We start from the raw sequence: 15,381 nt of genomic DNA on the forward strand, positions 1-15,381 counted from the left end.
GTGCAGGCATGATCTCCTCTTCCCGGTTAGATCATGCCCTCCAGCGATCCCAGGCCGGTTCAGTGACAGCCAGAGCCTCATCGACCATCTCGAACGGCAGGTGCTGGGTCAACTCGCCCAGATGACCGGGCGCGAACCGGCCCGCCGCCACCGTGACGGCGCGAGTGATGACAGAATTCACGATCGGCGCAGCTCCTGGTGGTGAGGATGTCTTGGCGGACTACCTCTCCTACCAGGGGCTCCGCCCCCACTACCGGCCAGACACGCCGAAGATCAACATCCTTGACCGCGGCCACCATCGCTTAACTAAACGGCCTTGGAACTAGTCCAGGCCTTGAGTTGACTCATCGAAGAAGCCCGCGAAACCGATTCGTTGCCTCATGTAGAAGTGCCCGCGTAGCGGTGCGCCTGCGTGGCTGGTAGCGGTTGGCGGTTGGCGGGACAGCCTCGGACATGGGACTGAAGATGAGCCAGCGCAGGGCGGTCACGAAGGCAACGGCGACGCGGTACCGGTCGGCGTCGAAGGGCGCCAAAGGCGGTGATCATCGACGAGCTGTGCGCGACCACTGGATCGCATCGCGACCACGCCCGCAAGGCGCTGCGCCAGGCGCTCGGCCCACGTCGGGTCGCGACGCCACGCGAACCTCGGCCGCTGACCTACGACGCCGAGGTCATCGCAGTGTTGCGGAAGGTGTGGGCGGTGATGGACGCGCCGGCTGGGAAGCGGATGGCGCCGTTCCTGGGCGAGATTGTGGCCCGGTTGCGTGTCTGCGGTGAGCTCGACATCAGCGAGGAGGTCGCCGCAAACTCATCCGAAAGCGGTGCCAGAACTCTCCGGAGAAATCACGCGTGATTGCGGGATTCGCCCCTACTCGGGCGAGCTTTCTGCACGTGACTGGAGGTTCTGAGCCAGTGCGAGGGTCTCAGGATCGGGGCGCTCCTGGAGTTCGGCCAACCGTATTGTGAGCAGACCGAGAGTGCGTTGGATGGCGTCAGACTGTCCGAGGCGCGCCTGGAGGCGCATGATGTCGCGGTAGACCAGCTCGTTGTATGGATCGATCGCGCGGGATTGCTCGAGGTATCTCAGCGCCTGGTGCGGGTCGGTGTCGACGTAGGTACGCGCAAGGCGAGCGGCAGCGTCGATGGCATCGCGGCGAGCGGCTTCCCTCGGAACTTCGAGCCAGTCGGCGTCCACGCCTGCAGCGAGCTCGGCGCGGTAGAGGGAGATGATCTCCCGATCCGACGCCATGCGGTCGGCGCCTGTTGCGGCCGTGCGGGCCTGCTGGACCGCCCGAGTGAAGCTCCAGTAGTCGACCTCGATGAGGGCCGCGTTGAGTCGGTACCTGTCGCCACTGGTGATCACGAGCCCCGATAGCTGATCGTCGCCGGTGGCCTTGATCAGGGCGCGGCGAATCCTTGAAAGGGTGGCGTGCAACGCGTTCGTGGGGCGCTCGTCCGGTGAATCGGGCCAGAGCGCGTCGGCCAGCGTGTCGCGAGCGACGCCGTCTGGGTGCAGCGAGAGGAAGGCGAGGAGCTCGCGTTGTCGCCGCGTCAGTGTCGGCGTGATGTCGACGTCACCATCGTGGAGGCGCTGCCGCAGCGTCGGTACTCCGAGGATGCGCCACGACAGCGGCTCGTCACCGGTGCGCCGAGCAGCCTGCTCCGTTTGTGGCTCTGGCGGGCCATCGACAATGGGCCTGGTGTCAGGCTCGTGCCAGCTGCTCGATGAGTCTGCTGGTTTCGTGTCGGCGCGGGTCTCGCGGAGTAGAGCGAGCATATCCTTCGCCTGCTCCGTCGGAAGTGTGAAGAGACGAGCACCAAGGAGTCGTTCCGCGGGACCGGGATTGGTGGCGCTCACGGTCCCGTCGTCACGCACGTGAACGCTTCCGCCCGGACGCCATTGGCCGAGAACCACGCCGGCAACACCCATGGACGAACCGTTCTCCAGAACTGCTTGCGTGCGTTCGTTCAGCTCCGGTCGCGGGCTGGCCATCACCACGATTCCCAGCGCTGAACTGTCGTCGTCGGCGCGTCCACGACCATCGAGCAGACGGCCTATGTGCTCGTCGACCTGATCGAGCGCGTCTTCGAGCGATGGGACGATGCTCAGGCCCGCCGGTCGGCCGTCGTCTAGCGTGGACGTGCCGAGCAGGCGTCGGGCGTCGTCCTCGGGGATGAGGACATGAGCCGGAGAATCTGGCTCTCGTCGGCCGGTGAGGACGGTCAGCAGAATGGCCCTCGCCACCTTGTCAGCGCCCGGGCCGACAAGGCCGAGTCCACGGCCGCCGGCGAGGTCCATCAGGATCTCCTGGTCGTCACCAACGCCCAGAGGCAGGCCAGGCTGGGGCGCGGCTGCCATCGGCCGGTACGGTTGATCGGGGACCGGGGAGTGGCCGACGTCGGCGTGATCGGCTTCGTGCACGGCCGGCACGCTGTCAGTCTCCGCGCCGGCGTCGATGGGAATGAGTCGCGCGACGCGGAGTGTACGGATGACCGGTGCGGTCGGGAGATCGGCGCGGTGGCCGCTGCCCGGCTCGTACCAGCGCCGCTGCCTACGGCGGGCAACGACGAAGAGCGTGCTGATCGCAGCGGCGAGAGCAGCGCCAATGTAGAAGCCCGGACCCAGATCGATACCCGGCGGCGTGTCTGGTTGAGGAGGGCCGGCGTCAGGCGATTGCGCAGTCTCCGGCGGCCCCGTCGTTGGAGCGGCGGACACCGGAGTCGGGTCAGCGCTCGGTTCCGCTGACGTTGGATTCGCCTTCGGAGGCGCTGTCGGTTGCTGAGGCGGAGGCTCGATGTCCTGGCTCGGCTGCTCGCTGGGTTCCTCGGGGCCAGGGGCGCCGGGCAGTATAAGGACCCAGCCGGGATGGATCAGGTTGGGGTCGGTGAGCGTGCCGCCGCCGGGTTGTGGTCGTCCGCGGTTGAGATCGTAGATCTCCGGCCACCTGGCGCCGTCGCCGAGTTCACGGTCCGCGATTCGCCACAGGCAGTCGTGGATTCCGTTGCGTGGCTCTCGAACGACAACCGATCGACTTGATTCGCTGAGCCTGCTCCCACTGGTGACGTTCAGCTGTGTGGTGTTGTCGACGGTAGCTGTCGCGGCGCTCGCCGCGGTCGGCGCGATCGGATGTGTGGCGAGGCGCGGGGCGAGAAGTGCGACCGCGACCGAGGTGACGAGAACGGCAGCCACTCCGTGCAGCGGTCCGCGCCTCGTCGCGGCGGATTGCGCTAAGCCGCTGGTCGCGGCCCGGACAGCGGCAGGCAGAGCCTGGACCACGTCCAGGAGGAAGACGGCCCAGGCCGCCCAGCACAGCACAGCGAGGAGGTCTAGCACCGCCGCGTTGGCGGGCGGTGTCGTGAGAGCCGCCTGGATCTCGGCCCAGCTCGGTAGCCGATCCGGGAGCGGCCAGCCGACGTAGCGGACGAGCACCCATGGCACACCGACGACGAGCGCACCGAGCGTCGCGGCGGCCGTGAGCCCACGCACGGCGCGGCCGACCGCCGACGGGCGCCAATGACGGCCCGTCTCCGCATGGATCGGCGGCACCATCGTTCTGGTGCTCATGGCTCTGGGCTGGTGATGCCACGTCGCGGTTGCGCGCTGCCCGAGCCATCCACCGTCAGCGTGGTGATCCCGACGAGCTGGAGGATCTGGGTCGGCTGAGTGGCGGTCACGATCACGGTGACGGTGTTTCCGACCACATTCACGCTTCCCGCGGCGCCGGCAGCATCGAGATAGGCATGTGCGGCGGAGCTTGCCGCAGCGGGATCGAGGGTGAGGCTGCCGTCGGCACGATAGGCGTTCAGGTCGAGTTGCTGGGCGCCGGCGCGGGCGGCCTCTTGAGCGATCCCGATGGCCTCGACCTTGGCGGACAGGGCGAGCCCACCGTCGAGCACGAGGCCGACCAAAGCCAGCAGCCCGGTGACACCGACGACCAGGAACGCTGTCACTTGACCTCGCTCCTTGTCGGCTGATCGTTCTCGGGGCACAACCAGGTCACCCGTCTGCCGAGGTTGTTGCTCGCCAGGTGTCTACCGGCGACGTGAAGGTGGCGGTGAGCTGCCGGTGGCCGGGGATGCCGACGAACAGAGCATCATTGTGGCTGACGGTGCAGCCGACGGTCACCGTCACCACTCCGCCAGGCGCGAACCGTGCGGTGTCGGTGGCGATGGTCATGTGGTCGCAGACGATGCCGGCATCGGCGAGCGCCTGCGTGGCGGTGGTGTCGGCAGCGGTCGTGGCCGCGACCGGGCTACGGGCGAGGCTTGCTGCGCGCGCAGCCTGGTGAGCCGCATCATCGAGCCGCAGCCGCGCGTCGACACCACGGTGGACGATGACGGCGACGAACACAAGGACGGCGACGAGCAGAGGCGTCGCGATCGTCAGCTCGACGGTTGCTGAACCGGTCTCGCGCCCTGCCCGCTGTCGGCGGCCTGCCCGGACGAGGTGTGCCCGGTTCATCCGACGGTCCACCGCTCGACGGGCCCCGAGGCCTCTGCGTGTACAGGCAGGTTGAGGAACGGCACGACCGGCGCCGCTGTCCCGCTGATGCGGACGGCGGCGCCGTCGGCGTCGCGCGTCACGTCGACGACGGCTCCCTCGAGTGGTCCGTCGCCGAGTTGAGCCAGCACTTCGGCTGCGGCGGCGTTGCCGGCAGAGGTAGTGCCGCCCTCGGTCCGGGTCGCGGCGAGTCCCTGGGCCGCGGCGGCCTGGGCGATGTGGGTCGCATGAGACCAGACGGCGAACTGCACGATCGCGAACAGGAGCAGCATGAGCAGTGGCGTGGCGATGATCAGCTCCACCGTTCCAGCGCCGCGCTCGCGCATCCGGCGCGCCGCGGCGAGCCGAGGCCTGTAGGGATTCGACGAAGTTGTCCGCCGCGGTCGCTGTGTTGTCCGCGAAGGCCCGCCTGGACGGCACAGGCAACCGTCCGGGTGTGCGGGCTGCGTGGTGCTGATGTGCCATCGAAGTTGTCCACTTCTTCGGCCACGACAGATCTCGACTTCTGCATCGCCACAGTTGGGGCGTCGTCTGGCGGACGAATCGACAGACCGTCGGACACGAGACGGACATGTTGTTGACCGACGGGACATCTTCGATGACTCCCTACAAGGCCGAATGGAGTTGGTGTTGCCGGTCATCGGGCTAGCCGAGGTCGATGCTGTTGCTCTTCTCCACGACCAGGTTCCAGATGATCGTGCCGAAAACGAGCAACGCCAACGCAGCGAGCAACGCAGTGACCACGACGGTCTCGGTGGCGTAGCCGTCCTCGCGGCGAGTACGTACGGCGAGTTCGTGCAGCTGCTGCCGTAGCCACGTGGTGACGGCGAGATAGCGGGGCATGACGGGTACCTGCCTTTCGGTTGGTTACAGGCTGCGGATGATCTGATCGACGGCCGGGTAGCCGATGAACACCAGGAAGCCGGTGAAGAGCGTCATGACGGGGAGGCTCATCCGTTCCGTAGCGGACTGTGCCTGGCTTTCGGCCTCGGTGAGCTGATGGATGCGCAACGCGACGGCTTTCGCGGACAGGCTGGCGCGGATCTTGGCGCCCTCGGTTCCGGCCAGCGACGCGCTGGCGGCCAGTTCGGTCAGTTCTGGGATGTCCAGCTCCGTGCCGAGCTGACGCAATGTCTGCCATGGGCTGACACGGGTGATCCGTGCGGCGGCGAGGGCACGTCGCAGCTGGGTAAACGCCCACCCGTGCCCCACCGTGGAGGCGTCCGTGAGAGCGGCATCGACGCCGGCGCCGCCGGCCAGGGCGATGACCACGAGGTCCAGATAGACCGAGAGCGCATCTCGGGCTTCGGCTCGCCGTGCGGCGGCCCGGGCACGCATCTGTAGGTCGGGCAGAACGAAGCCAGCCAGGGCAAGGACCGCGGAGGCGATGGCCGGGATCTGGACACCCCAGCCCATGTCGACAGCGGAGAGCGCAAGGTTCGTCACAACTGGTGCGAGAAGCCCGGTGAGGGTGGCGGCCGCCTTGACCGCAAGGTGGCTCTCGATCGATGTTCCGGTAATGGCAAGGTCGCGCCGCAACGACGCGCTGGGGAGGCCCAAGGCCCGTTGCGGGCGCACGAACGGCCCGCCGAACCGCAGCACCCAGCCGTGCTGCGTCGTGGCGAGCAAGGGTGGGGCGGGCGGAGTGGCGGACGTGGCTCGGGCAAGCACCATGCCGAGCCGAGGCAGCGGCGGTGCCACCCATACGGCCAATGCCCATAGACCGAGGCCCAGTCCAGAGCCGAGCACCAGCGCGGTGGTCATCGCCCGGCCCTCCCACCGTTAGGCCCCTCGGCGACCACCGGTCCGGCCACGGTCGACGAGGTAAATAGCCGGGCTGGATCGTCGATCCGCGCGATCCGGGACAGCCATGTGAACCCCACCGTGAACAGCCCACCGATGGCCAACAGGACGAGTTGGCCGAGTGCGTCATCGAAGGCCGACAGGTAGTCGCGATTCCACAGCACGAGCCCAGCCGCGAACCCGACGGTCGTCACGACGATCACTCGTATCGACGTGCGGGTCCGGGACCGATTCGCCTCGACCCGCAACCGCATCGCGGCCTGGTCGCGGGCCGCCCGCGCGAGGGTCGACAGGAGATCGCCCAGTCGGCTCGCCTGGCGGTGCGCCGCCTGCGCGAGCGCCGCCACGACGAGATCTCCGCTCGGATCGTCCAGGTCTTGGGCCAGCCGGCGAAGCGCTGGCGCGAGCCGGTGGCCAGCCTCGATGCGTGACGCAAGCACCTCGATCTCGGTCCGGATCGGCGCTGGCGCGATCGGCGCGGTCGCGACGATGGCTTGTTCTAGCCCTGCTGCCGCGGCGAGCGTGTCGCGGAGCATCTCGGTCCACGCTGCGATCGCCTCGATCTTGGCGACCTTCTCCTCCTGATCGCGGTTCCGACCCACCAGTCGTGGCAGCCACCAGGTGGCGGCCGCGGCGAGGATCGCGCCGACCAGCCAGCCGGTCAGCGCGACGGCGAGCACGGCTGACCCGGCTGCAAGTCCCAGACGGAGGAGAGTGCGCTGGTCGATCGCAGGGATTCGTAGGGAGCCCGAGCCGGCGCGGTCCGGGATCCTGCGCCGGCCGAGCACGATCAGCGTCAGCCCGGTCCCGACGCCGAGGCCGAAGAGTGCGGCGAGCCCGGTGGTCACGCCGTCCACCACCCGTCGGGCTCGTGCAGTAACGCCGGATCAAGCCCTGCTGCGACCAATTCGTCGAGGGTCTCCGCTCGTATCGGTGCCCCAGGAGCGGCGCGGCGGTCGGGCCGCGGGCGGTAGATCTCGTTCGACACCACTTGTCGTTCGTCGGCGTCGACGACTTCGCGGATCGACGAGACTACCCGCCGTCCGTCTCTCGATTCCGCCAGGTGGACGACGAAGTGCACGGCGGACGCGACCAGCAGCGTCGTGGCTTCCAACGGGAGCCGTTCCGGACCCTGGGCAGCGTATGCGGCCAGCCTGGTGAACACCGTGCGGCTGTTGGAGGCGTGGATGGTGGCCATGGAACCGTCGTTGCCCTGGCTCATGGCGTTGCACATCGGCACCACTTCGGGGCCGCGGATCTCGCCGACGATCACGCGGTCTGGGGACATCCGCAGCGCCCACCGCACCAACTCGGCCTGCGACACTGCGCCCTCGCCCTCGATATTGGCTTCGCGCGCCTGCAGGGCCACCACATCCGGATGCCGGTCCGGATCGCGGTCAAGGCCCAGCTCGAAGGCGTCCTCGACGGTCACGAGCCGCTCGCCCGGGTCGATTTCGGACGCGAGGGCACGCAGCAGCGTGGTCTTGCCGATCGCCGTGCCGCCGGCGATCAGCAGGTTCTTGCGGGCCCGTACGGCGGCGCGCAGCACCTGCTCGAGGCCGCGGTCGACCATCCCCAAGGTCCGAAGCTCCGGCAGGGTGATGGTGAGGTAGCGGTGTCGTCGAATCGACACCGACGGCCGGCCGCCGGCGGTCAGCGTCATCACGGCGAACAGTCGTGAGCCGTCCGGCAACTGGAGATTCACCGCTGGCGACCCGCGGTCGAACCTGCGCTCCTCGGACCCCGCCCGAGCAGCCATCGTGCGGACGAGTTCCACCAGCTCGGCGTCCGTCTTCGCGACCGGGGGAAGCTGTGCGCGGGTGCCATCGGCATAGCGGACGAACACCCGATCGCATCCGTTGACGTTGACGTTCTCCACGCTCGGGTCGTCTAGGAGTGGCTGCAACCCGGCAAGGCCGAACATCGCGTCTAGGACCTCGGCGACGACCTGCTGCTCCTCCTCGCGGGTTGGTAGGGTCCGGTTGTTCATCAGTTCGTCCTCGACGTGCGCGGTGATCGCCTCGCCCACAATCTCCTGGGCGAGCACACGGCGGCGTTCCAGACCGAGCGTTCCGCCGTTGGCCGTAGCACCGTCGATGCGTGCCGGCAGCTGAGCGTCGAGGGCGGCACGGAGCCGCGTCCGCAACCGGGTTGGTGCATTGCCCACTTCGTCAACTGCAGCTGCGGTGGAGTCGGCGGTCGCGCTCGTCGCGGCAGACCGCGCAGACGGGGCGCGGCCCGCAGACAGGCGACGGAGGTTCAGCGGGACGCGGCTGGGTTGGTCGGTCACGACCGTCTCCCGGGCTGTCCGTTCTGCGCCGCCAGCGCACTCCTATCGAAATTGTTTGCGCGTCCGGCGAGGTCGTCGACTGTTGCGTGTGCCGTGATCGGTCCGGATGCGGCGAGTGTTGCGGCGATTCGCGCGGCGGCCTGGACCAACCGTGGCCGGGAGAGCCGGATGGGGCGATGTGTGACCGGGGCGCCGGTCAGCCCGGCCGCGCCTCGGGGATCCTCCGGCACTTCGTCGAGCACCGGTAGTCCGATCTCGCGTTCCACCTCGCTGGGTCCGTATCCCGAGCCGAGCAACAGCAGCTGTGCCTGTCCAGCTAGCCGCGAGATCACCGGAACCCGTGACATGACGTGGGCGAGATCGGCCGCATGCGGCCGGACGAGCACCAGCACGTGGTCTGCCGCGCTGAGCAGAGGTAGCACTGGGGAACCAGGGGCGACCCGACCGCAGTCGACCACGACGACGGCCCGGGAGTGCTTTGCCGCACGCGAGAGGACCGTGGCGTCCTCGAGGGCTGCCAGCGCGGCTCGCGCCTGCTCCGTGCCCACCGGCGCGACCACCGCCGGTAGACCGCCAGGTAGTGGTTGCGCATGCCGCCAGATCAGTCGCGGGTCGTCGTCGCGGCGTGAGGCTGCGGCCAAACTCACCAGCCCAGGCGCGGTCGCCAAGCCGAACCGGGCGGCCAGGTCGCCGCCCGCCGGGTCGGCCTCGACCACGATGCACTCCGCTTCGGCGTCCGGCCAGCGTGCGGCAAGCGCCAGCGCCAGCGTTGTCGCACCGGGAGACCCCTTCACGGAGCAGATCGCCACCAGCACGATCAGTCACCCCCGGCCGGTGTCATCACCACGCTCACCGGACCGGCTGCCGCGATCCGACGCGCGTCTGCCTCGGCCACCTGCAGTGAGATCACCGTCGTCGCCTCTGTCTCGGTCGGATGTACACCCACGACGACCGCGGCCCAACCACGCGCGGGGTCACTCGTGGTTTCGGTCGCCGGGGCCGCGGGCACCACCACCACTGCCGACCCCTGCGAGGCCTCCGGCGGGAAAGCGCCTGGAGCGAGCGCGACAGCAACGACCGCGCTATCGGGCTCGGGCAGGCTGGCGTCGCCCAACATCGCCGGCGACAGCACTGTCCCGGCCGGCAGGCTCACCGCCACCGGGGTTCCGACGACGCTCGCAGCGTGGGACGACGGGATCACGTCGACGTCTGGGGCGACGGCGACGTCGACCTCACGCAGGTGCGACGGTTCGAGCACCTGGCCGACCGTCACCGGTTCGATGAGCGCGAGAACCGCGACGCGGTCGTCCAGCTGTGTGGAGACAATGGCGAATCCGGTCGCGCATGCGATCACCAACAGCAGCCCCAGGGCGAGGTGCGGCACGCTGCGTCGTGGTCCGCCCCGCAAGCGTGACCGGCCGGCGTTGCGGCCGACTGCCGTCCCGGCGGTCGCCGCCTCAACCGTTTCGGGACGTAGGTATGTGCTCACGGGAGCGGCCTCCTCGGATCAGTTCGTGGTCAGCGTTTGCGACTCGACGACTCGGACCTGGGTGGAGGTCGAGGTCGTCAGTCCGGGGAACACACCCGACTGGCCTGCGCCGGCCCAGCTGACCGTCCACTCCACCGTCGCCGTGACGTCGTACCGCTCCGACGCGGCGGTGTAGATGTGGCCACAGTCCGGCGACTCCGCCGCAGGATCGGTTCCCGAGGCGAACGGTGTGCCCGGACCGCCGCACGTCACAGTGGCCCCATCGCCCATCGCCCACGACACCGACTGAGGTACCGCCGTGGCCGTCACCGACACACCAGGCACCGATGCCGTCGCCGAGATCGGCGCCCAGGTGTCCGGGTCAAGCCACAGCCACGTCGGTAGCCGCACCAGCTGCTCCGCTGCCGGGCTGACGGAGATCTGTGGAGCCGTCAGGTGCAGCTGCGCGTAAGCGCGGTGCGCGACCTCGACCACGGACGGCCCGGTCGAGCCATCCGGGCGTTGTTCGTGCGGGATCCACACCGGCGGTCGCCACGCCGCGTCCGTGAAACCTTCGCCGGTGCACTGATAGACGTACCAGGCGCCGTCCTCGCCGCCCTGGTCATCAGGAGGTACCACGACATCGGCCGGAACGAGCGTGGTGTTCGCTCGACCTGCTGACGCGCCAGCAACGATAACGGGTGGTTGATCTTCGCCCGGCGGCACGTAATCGACAGGCACGTACTGGCAGTCGGCCAGGTTCTCCGGCTCACCGATGATGTGGTCGCCCGGCGGTCTGATCGGCGTGTCCGGCGTCCCGTTGCCGCCATCCTCGTCGGGACCGTCGGGGATCGGTGGACGACCGTCGTCTTGGTCCTCGTCACCTTCTCCGGCGCCGAGGTCGCACGACGGCGAGGGGACCTGATCACAGTCGACCTCGCCCCAGGGGTCGGCGGACGCCCTTCCTGTTGTGATCACCACGAGCATCGTGGCGACGACACCGATGGCTGGAAATGTTCTGGTCAGCATGAACCGACACCCCGCACGGCGAACCCGGTGACCTTCCAGGTCCCATCTGCTTGCAGTTCTACGGTGGCCGTGATCGAGCGGCGTCCCACCGGCTCGTCGTCGATGACCTCGCCGGTCGCCTCGTCGTAGGTCAGCCAGTTCGACGAGTCGCCACAGTCGGAGATCACGACAGTCGTGGGGTCTGCCGGTGGGCTGGCTGACGAGACCTCCGGGTTCAGGACGGGCCTGCCTTTGGCCACCTCGCCGTTGTAGTGGCTGGCGTACAACCCTCGCGACATCACCGACAACGCCTCCCCAGTTGCGTGATCATCGAGCAGCGGGGACTGCCAGTCGGCGGTCTCAGACGCCACCGCGTAGTCCTCCCACATGCCCAGGTACGCATCGATAGCCAACAGCTCCGCCGGGGGTGTGGACGGCTGCATCGACGAGGGCGCCTCGGATGGCGTCAGCGACTCAGATGGTTGCGGCGAGTCTGCGTCGACGCCGCTCTGCGGACTACTTGTTGGCGTTCCCGAGCTGCATCCGACGACGATGGCCGCCACAGCGACCACCAACAGGCCGACACCGTTCTTCTGCGGATCAGGACTCACGAGCCGTCCCTCCGGCGTGCACGCGACGAGCGACGCTCATCTCGCGAGCTGACCAGCCGCCCGTGCCCTGCACGCGCCATGCACTCTGGTGGACCGGAATACCTTAGCTGTCCACTGGTGTGAACGGCGCCAGTCTGCTCCTTTCACTCGAAGCCGTCAAGACCGTAGTCGCGCAGATGTGCGAGACCGTGGCACCATCCGGTCACGGGGTGATGAGTCGGCATCGACCCAATGGCGAGGGAGACTCGAGAGGTGACGGAGGCGTCGGCGCCCAGCGGAAAGACGCTGGCGGAGAAGCTCGACTACCTGTTCCGCGTCGTGCACCCGCGCGGTCGCGGGGAGTACACGCACCGCGAGGTCGCCCAAGCGATCAACGAGTCAGGGTCCGGGGTCAAGATCTCGGCGAGCTATGTCTGGCAGCTGCGGCGGGGTGAAAAGGAGAACCCGACGATCAGACATGTCGAGGCGCTGGCGAGGTTCTTCGGCGTGCCGGCCAGCTACTTCCTCGACGACGAGGCCGCGGGCGAGGTCACAGAGCAACTTGAGCTGCTTGCGGCGATGCGCGACAGCGACGTGCGGGACATCGCGCTCCGGGCGAGTGACCTCTCGGACGCGGCCCTGAGGATGATCAAGAACGTTGTCGAAAGTACGCGTCAACTCGAAGGTCTGGACGACGTACAGTTGCATTCAGACCCTTCGGGTCCTACAGGGCAATCTAGCGATGAATGACATGGCGCGGCGAGAGCCGACAAAAGGGGAGATTCTGGACTAAGGGGGTGGGTCGTGGACCTGCGCCACGTACGACAGCGGTGCGAGGAGAAGCTGCGCACTCTGAGCCTGCCACGGCCTTTTTCGCTAGATGAGTTCTGTGCGACGCTCGTTCGAATCCGTCAGCGTCCGCTGCGGTTACTGCCGATCCCCGGCAACGATGACGGGCCATGTGGGCTATGGGTGTCGACGCAGGAGGCCGACTACGTCTTCCATCAGGTAGCCACCAGTCCACTCCACCAAGAGCACATCATCCTGCACGAGCTGGCGCACATGGTCTTCGACCACGCCGCGGTGCGAGAATCCGCGGCTGGCATTCGCAGCCGACTACTTCCAGCGCTCGACCCGATGATGGTCGCCGCGGTTCTGGCTCGGAGCGCCTACACCACAGAGCAGGAACTCGAAGCTGAGACGTTCGCGGATCTGGTGGGCGGCCGGGCGCACCGCGCGGTGACGACATCGGATTCCGATGCGACCTTCCTTCGGGTCCGCAACGTCCTCGGACCTACGATGTCATGAGTCTCGTGCATGTCGCCGCGATCCTGCTGTGGGTCGTCGTCCTCGCCCGGATTCCCACCATCGTCAGGCACACGACCCAGCGCCTGCTGTGGCTAGCCCTCGTAGCGCTGGCGGTTTCCGTGACTCTGGAAACACCCGATGTCGCACAAGCCTTGGACGAGGTCGCCGGCTTCACCGCCAACATCTCGCATCTGGTCAAGCACGCCATGGTCGTCACGTCCGCCGTACTCGCTCAGGAGGTCGTGCGAGATCTCGCGCTTCCCGCAGAGGTCGCCGATCAAGGTCGCGCGCGGCGTGCGCTTGCCATGACCGGCATGGTCGCGCTTCTTGCTGGACTGTTCTCGGCGGCGCCCGTCCACGATCGGACTTTCCCCGGCTTGACGGCCGTCGCTGTGGGCGAGCCCGTCCTTCTCGCGTACTGGGCGATCTACCTGTTCGCCCTGGCATCTGCTCTGGTCAGCATCGCCCGGCTTACGTTCACATCAGTGATGAGCTTCCCGCCCGGGCCGGTGCGCACGAGCATGACGTGGATGGCTGGTGGAGCCATCGTTGGACTGACCTACTGCGGGCACAAGGCCGCCTACCTCGTTGTCGCGACGAGCAATGGCGGCTCTTGGCCATCGCCAGAGTCGATGGACACCGTCCAGCAGTACCTCCTCTCCACAACGGTGATGATCTTCGTCGTCGGGGTGCTGTGGCCGGCCTGTACGGAGTGGCCGGTCATCCGGCACTTGCGCGCGTATCTGGCCTACCGGCGGCTGTACCCGCTGTGGCTCGCCTACTACCAGGCCGAGCCTGGCATCGCGCTCGATCCGGTATCGCGCGGACGTCGCGGCGTCGTGTTGTTCCTCCGCTATATCGAACTCGACCTCTACCGTCGTGTCATCGAGATTCGCGATGGCATGCTGGCCGTCCAGCGATTCGCGCCGCCGCATGTCCGTGAGCTCGCCGTCCGCGAGGCTCACCGGGCGGGCGCTGGGGTGAACGCTCAAGTCATAGGCGAGGCGGCATGGCTCGAGGTCGCGCGCCGCGCCAAGCTGCGAGGAGCTGAACCGCACGACGAATCGATGCCCGCACCAACCGGCGGCGAGGATCTGGCCACCGAGATCCTGGTCCTGACCGAGATCACCGCCGCCCGGAAGATGATCGAGACCATCGTGGGTCGCGTCGAAGCGACGATCGGAGCCGAGTCATGACCAGTGCGCCGCCGCAACAGGCTCCGGCGAGGCGGCTGGCAGTACTTTTGACGGCAGTCTTCGCACCTGCACATCTCGTCATCGTTCTCCTGCTCGTCGTGGGCGCAGCCAGCGATCCATCAGCCGCACGAGGTCTGGGCTGGGGCGTGCTCGCAGCGCTTCTCGTCGGTGTGGCGCCCTACGGCTGGGTGCTTCTCTCCGTGCGCCAGGGTCGGCTCGCCAGCCGCCACATTCCTGATCGCAGGCAACGGCTGGTACCGCTCGCCATTGCGGCCGGCTTCGCGGTCGCCGGCGCCGGCCTTTTGGCGGTCCTTGGGGCACCACGCCAGGTCGTTGCCCTGGTGGTCGCGATGCTCGTGGGTCTCGGCGTCACCGGAACGATCACGACTCGATGGAAGATCTCCATCCACGCGGCGGTGGCCGCCGGCACCGTAACGATCCTGGCCATCGTCTTCGGTCCGGCGTTGCTCGCTACGGCGGCGGTCGTGCCTGCAACCGGTTGGTCACGCGTCACGTTGCGTGACCACACACCTGCGCAGGTGATCGTCGGCGCTGTGCTCGGTTCCCTCATCGCGGCGACCGTGTTCGTCGGTTTCCGCTAGTCGACGACTCGATGACGCCCGTCCCACTGTATCCGGCCCCGCCTCCACAATCGTGCGCCACCTACCAGCGCACAGCGCGCAGAACGGGGCGTCGCATGCCCCCTCTGCGCGGCTCGCCCTCACCGAGGATCGGGATGCTCAGGTATCGCCGGGCCATGGACCCAGTGCAGGACCAGTTCACGCTGATGAAGCGCAGGATGATCGCCAGCCCGTGGTTGAGGTAGGTCACCTGGACCGGGAGGCGGCGAGGACGACGTAGAGTGCCTTCAGTCCGAGCAGGGCGAAGGCGTTCATGGTGATCACCGGGTAGGTGATGCCGTCCACCGCGGGCACGGAGGCTATGGCGAACACGACGTCTGTGGCGAAGACCGCTACGACCACGCCGGCCAGCGTCGCGGACGGTGAGCATAGTGCCCACGTAGGTGTCGGTGACGGGAATCCACCGCCGCAGCAGCCGCACCGACCTCATCTGCGCCACGTCGCCGATGGCTTCCTGGCGCGGACGACGTCGCGGAAGATCCGAATCGTGGTGGCGAACAGGACGGCACAATGCAGGAGGTCCCGTGCCTGCACCGCCTCGACCCGCAGCGGTTGGAACCGACGGTGACGGGCAGT

The 15,381-nt window shown here is 68.0% G+C and carries 19 protein-coding genes; 5 read left to right on the plus strand and 14 right to left on the minus strand.

Annotation, left to right across the window (positions count from 1 at the left end; translation table 11 throughout):
- Positions 1 to 31: 31 nt before the first annotated feature.
- Positions 32 to 181, minus strand: coding sequence for a hypothetical protein (locus ACW62_RS34505; RefSeq protein ID WP_157575106.1), 150 nt, complete (start codon positions 179 to 181; stop codon positions 32 to 34).
- 357 nt (positions 182 to 538) lie between these two features.
- Here ACW62_RS34505 and ACW62_RS31120 point away from each other — a divergent pair, with 357 nt between their 5' ends.
- A complete protein-coding gene (locus ACW62_RS31120) occupies positions 539 to 853 on the plus strand; it encodes a hypothetical protein (protein ID WP_053208025.1) in 315 nt (104 codons plus the stop codon).
- Positions 854 to 868: 15 nt separating this feature from the next.
- Here the strand turns inward: ACW62_RS31120 and ACW62_RS34510 are convergent, their stop codons facing one another.
- The 12 genes from ACW62_RS34510 to ACW62_RS31185 all read right to left on the minus strand — a co-directional run bounded on the left by ACW62_RS34510 (position 869) and on the right by ACW62_RS31185 (position 11,681).
- Complete coding sequence (locus ACW62_RS34510; RefSeq protein WP_157575107.1) at positions 869 to 3,565, minus strand: BTAD domain-containing putative transcriptional regulator; 2,697 nt, start codon at positions 3,563 to 3,565, stop codon at positions 869 to 871.
- Positions 3,562 to 3,951 (minus strand): pilus assembly protein TadG-related protein, encoded by a 390-nt coding sequence (locus ACW62_RS31135; RefSeq protein WP_053208028.1) that lies wholly within the window; start codon positions 3,949 to 3,951, stop codon positions 3,562 to 3,564. Before ACW62_RS31135 ends, ACW62_RS34510 begins: the two co-directional genes overlap by 4 nt.
- A gap of 46 nt (positions 3,952 to 3,997) precedes the next feature.
- Entirely contained in the window at positions 3,998 to 4,462 is a 465-nt protein-coding gene (locus ACW62_RS31140) for a TadE/TadG family type IV pilus assembly protein (RefSeq protein ID WP_053208029.1), read from the minus strand.
- On the minus strand, positions 4,459 to 4,827 hold the full coding sequence (locus ACW62_RS31145) for a TadE/TadG family type IV pilus assembly protein (protein WP_053208030.1): 369 nt from the start codon (positions 4,825 to 4,827) through the stop codon (positions 4,459 to 4,461). The genes ACW62_RS31140 and ACW62_RS31145 overlap by 4 nt, the downstream gene beginning before the upstream one ends.
- Before the next feature lie 319 nt (positions 4,828 to 5,146).
- Positions 5,147 to 5,344 carry a hypothetical protein gene (locus ACW62_RS31150; RefSeq protein ID WP_053208031.1) on the minus strand — a complete coding sequence of 66 codons (198 nt, stop codon included), beginning with the start codon at positions 5,342 to 5,344 and terminating at the stop codon, positions 5,147 to 5,149.
- A 24-nt stretch (positions 5,345 to 5,368) separates the two neighbouring features.
- Positions 5,369 to 6,265, minus strand: coding sequence for a type II secretion system F family protein (locus ACW62_RS31155; RefSeq protein WP_053208032.1), 897 nt, complete (start codon positions 6,263 to 6,265; stop codon positions 5,369 to 5,371).
- A complete protein-coding gene (locus tag ACW62_RS31160) occupies positions 6,262 to 7,152 on the minus strand; it encodes a type II secretion system F family protein (RefSeq protein ID WP_205629712.1) in 891 nt (296 codons plus the stop codon). Before ACW62_RS31160 ends, ACW62_RS31155 begins: the two co-directional genes overlap by 4 nt.
- The gene (locus tag ACW62_RS31165; RefSeq protein ID WP_053208034.1) at positions 7,149 to 8,471 is read right to left on the minus strand and encodes a TadA family conjugal transfer-associated ATPase; all 1,323 of its coding nucleotides are present in this window, start codon (positions 8,469 to 8,471) and stop codon (positions 7,149 to 7,151) included. Before ACW62_RS31165 ends, ACW62_RS31160 begins: the two co-directional genes overlap by 4 nt.
- Positions 8,472 to 8,590: 119 nt before the next feature.
- Positions 8,591 to 9,409 carry a MinD/ParA family ATP-binding protein gene (locus tag ACW62_RS31170; RefSeq protein ID WP_053208035.1) on the minus strand — a complete coding sequence of 273 codons (819 nt, stop codon included), beginning with the start codon at positions 9,407 to 9,409 and terminating at the stop codon, positions 8,591 to 8,593.
- 2 nt (positions 9,410 to 9,411) lie between these two features.
- The gene (locus tag ACW62_RS31175; RefSeq protein WP_205629714.1) at positions 9,412 to 9,978 is read right to left on the minus strand and encodes a hypothetical protein; all 567 of its coding nucleotides are present in this window, start codon (positions 9,976 to 9,978) and stop codon (positions 9,412 to 9,414) included.
- 123 nt (positions 9,979 to 10,101) lie between these two features.
- Positions 10,102 to 10,701, minus strand: a complete 600-nt coding sequence (locus tag ACW62_RS35505) for a hypothetical protein (RefSeq protein WP_205629715.1) — start codon at positions 10,699 to 10,701, stop codon at positions 10,102 to 10,104.
- 383 nt (positions 10,702 to 11,084) lie between these two features.
- Positions 11,085 to 11,681 (minus strand): hypothetical protein, encoded by a 597-nt coding sequence (locus ACW62_RS31185; RefSeq protein ID WP_205629716.1) that lies wholly within the window; start codon positions 11,679 to 11,681, stop codon positions 11,085 to 11,087.
- Between the two features lie 252 nt (positions 11,682 to 11,933).
- Between ACW62_RS31185 and ACW62_RS31190 the strand changes: the two genes are divergently transcribed.
- Genes ACW62_RS31190 through ACW62_RS31205 form a run of 4 tightly spaced genes read left to right on the plus strand, consistent with a single transcriptional unit; the run spans position 11,934 to position 14,766 of the window.
- Complete coding sequence (locus tag ACW62_RS31190) at positions 11,934 to 12,410, plus strand: helix-turn-helix domain-containing protein (RefSeq protein ID WP_205629717.1); 477 nt, start codon at positions 11,934 to 11,936, stop codon at positions 12,408 to 12,410.
- 54 nt (positions 12,411 to 12,464) lie between these two features.
- Positions 12,465 to 12,968 carry a hypothetical protein gene (locus tag ACW62_RS31195; protein WP_205629718.1) on the plus strand — a complete coding sequence of 168 codons (504 nt, stop codon included), beginning with the start codon at positions 12,465 to 12,467 and terminating at the stop codon, positions 12,966 to 12,968.
- A 5-nt stretch (positions 12,969 to 12,973) separates the two neighbouring features.
- Positions 12,974 to 14,164: an MAB_1171c family putative transporter gene (locus ACW62_RS31200; RefSeq protein ID WP_205629719.1), complete on the plus strand. Its 1,191-nt coding sequence runs from the start codon at positions 12,974 to 12,976 to the stop codon at positions 14,162 to 14,164.
- The gene (locus ACW62_RS31205; RefSeq protein ID WP_053208040.1) at positions 14,161 to 14,766 is read left to right on the plus strand and encodes a phosphatase PAP2 family protein; all 606 of its coding nucleotides are present in this window, start codon (positions 14,161 to 14,163) and stop codon (positions 14,764 to 14,766) included. The genes ACW62_RS31200 and ACW62_RS31205 overlap by 4 nt, the downstream gene beginning before the upstream one ends.
- A 225-nt stretch (positions 14,767 to 14,991) precedes the next feature.
- Here ACW62_RS31205 and ACW62_RS34515 read toward each other — a convergent pair whose 3' ends face one another.
- The gene (locus ACW62_RS34515; RefSeq protein WP_157575108.1) at positions 14,992 to 15,147 is read right to left on the minus strand and encodes a hypothetical protein; all 156 of its coding nucleotides are present in this window, start codon (positions 15,145 to 15,147) and stop codon (positions 14,992 to 14,994) included.
- Positions 15,148 to 15,381: the final 234 nt, after the last annotated feature.

It is taken from the genome of Jiangella muralis (assembly GCF_001270745.1).
GTDB lineage: Bacteria > Actinomycetota > Actinomycetes > Jiangellales > Jiangellaceae > Jiangella > Jiangella muralis.

Excerpts from the sequence above, each read along its gene's own strand:
- ACW62_RS31150 (WP_053208031.1), bottom strand. The coding sequence starts at position 5,344 with ATGCCCCGCTATCTCGCCGTCACCACGTGGCTACGGCAGCAGCTGCAC.
- ACW62_RS31145 (WP_053208030.1), bottom strand. The coding sequence starts at position 4,827 with ATGCGCGAGCGCGGCGCTGGAACGGTGGAGCTGATCATCGCCACGCCA.
- ACW62_RS31205 (WP_053208040.1), top strand. The coding sequence starts at position 14,161 with ATGACCAGTGCGCCGCCGCAACAGGCTCCGGCGAGGCGGCTGGCAGTA.
- ACW62_RS31155 (WP_053208032.1), bottom strand. The coding sequence starts at position 6,265 with ATGACCACCGCGCTGGTGCTCGGCTCTGGACTGGGCCTCGGTCTATGG.
- ACW62_RS34510 (WP_157575107.1), bottom strand. The coding sequence starts at position 3,565 with ATGAGCACCAGAACGATGGTGCCGCCGATCCATGCGGAGACGGGCCGT.
- ACW62_RS31140 (WP_053208029.1), bottom strand. The coding sequence starts at position 4,462 with ATGAACCGGGCACACCTCGTCCGGGCAGGCCGCCGACAGCGGGCAGGG.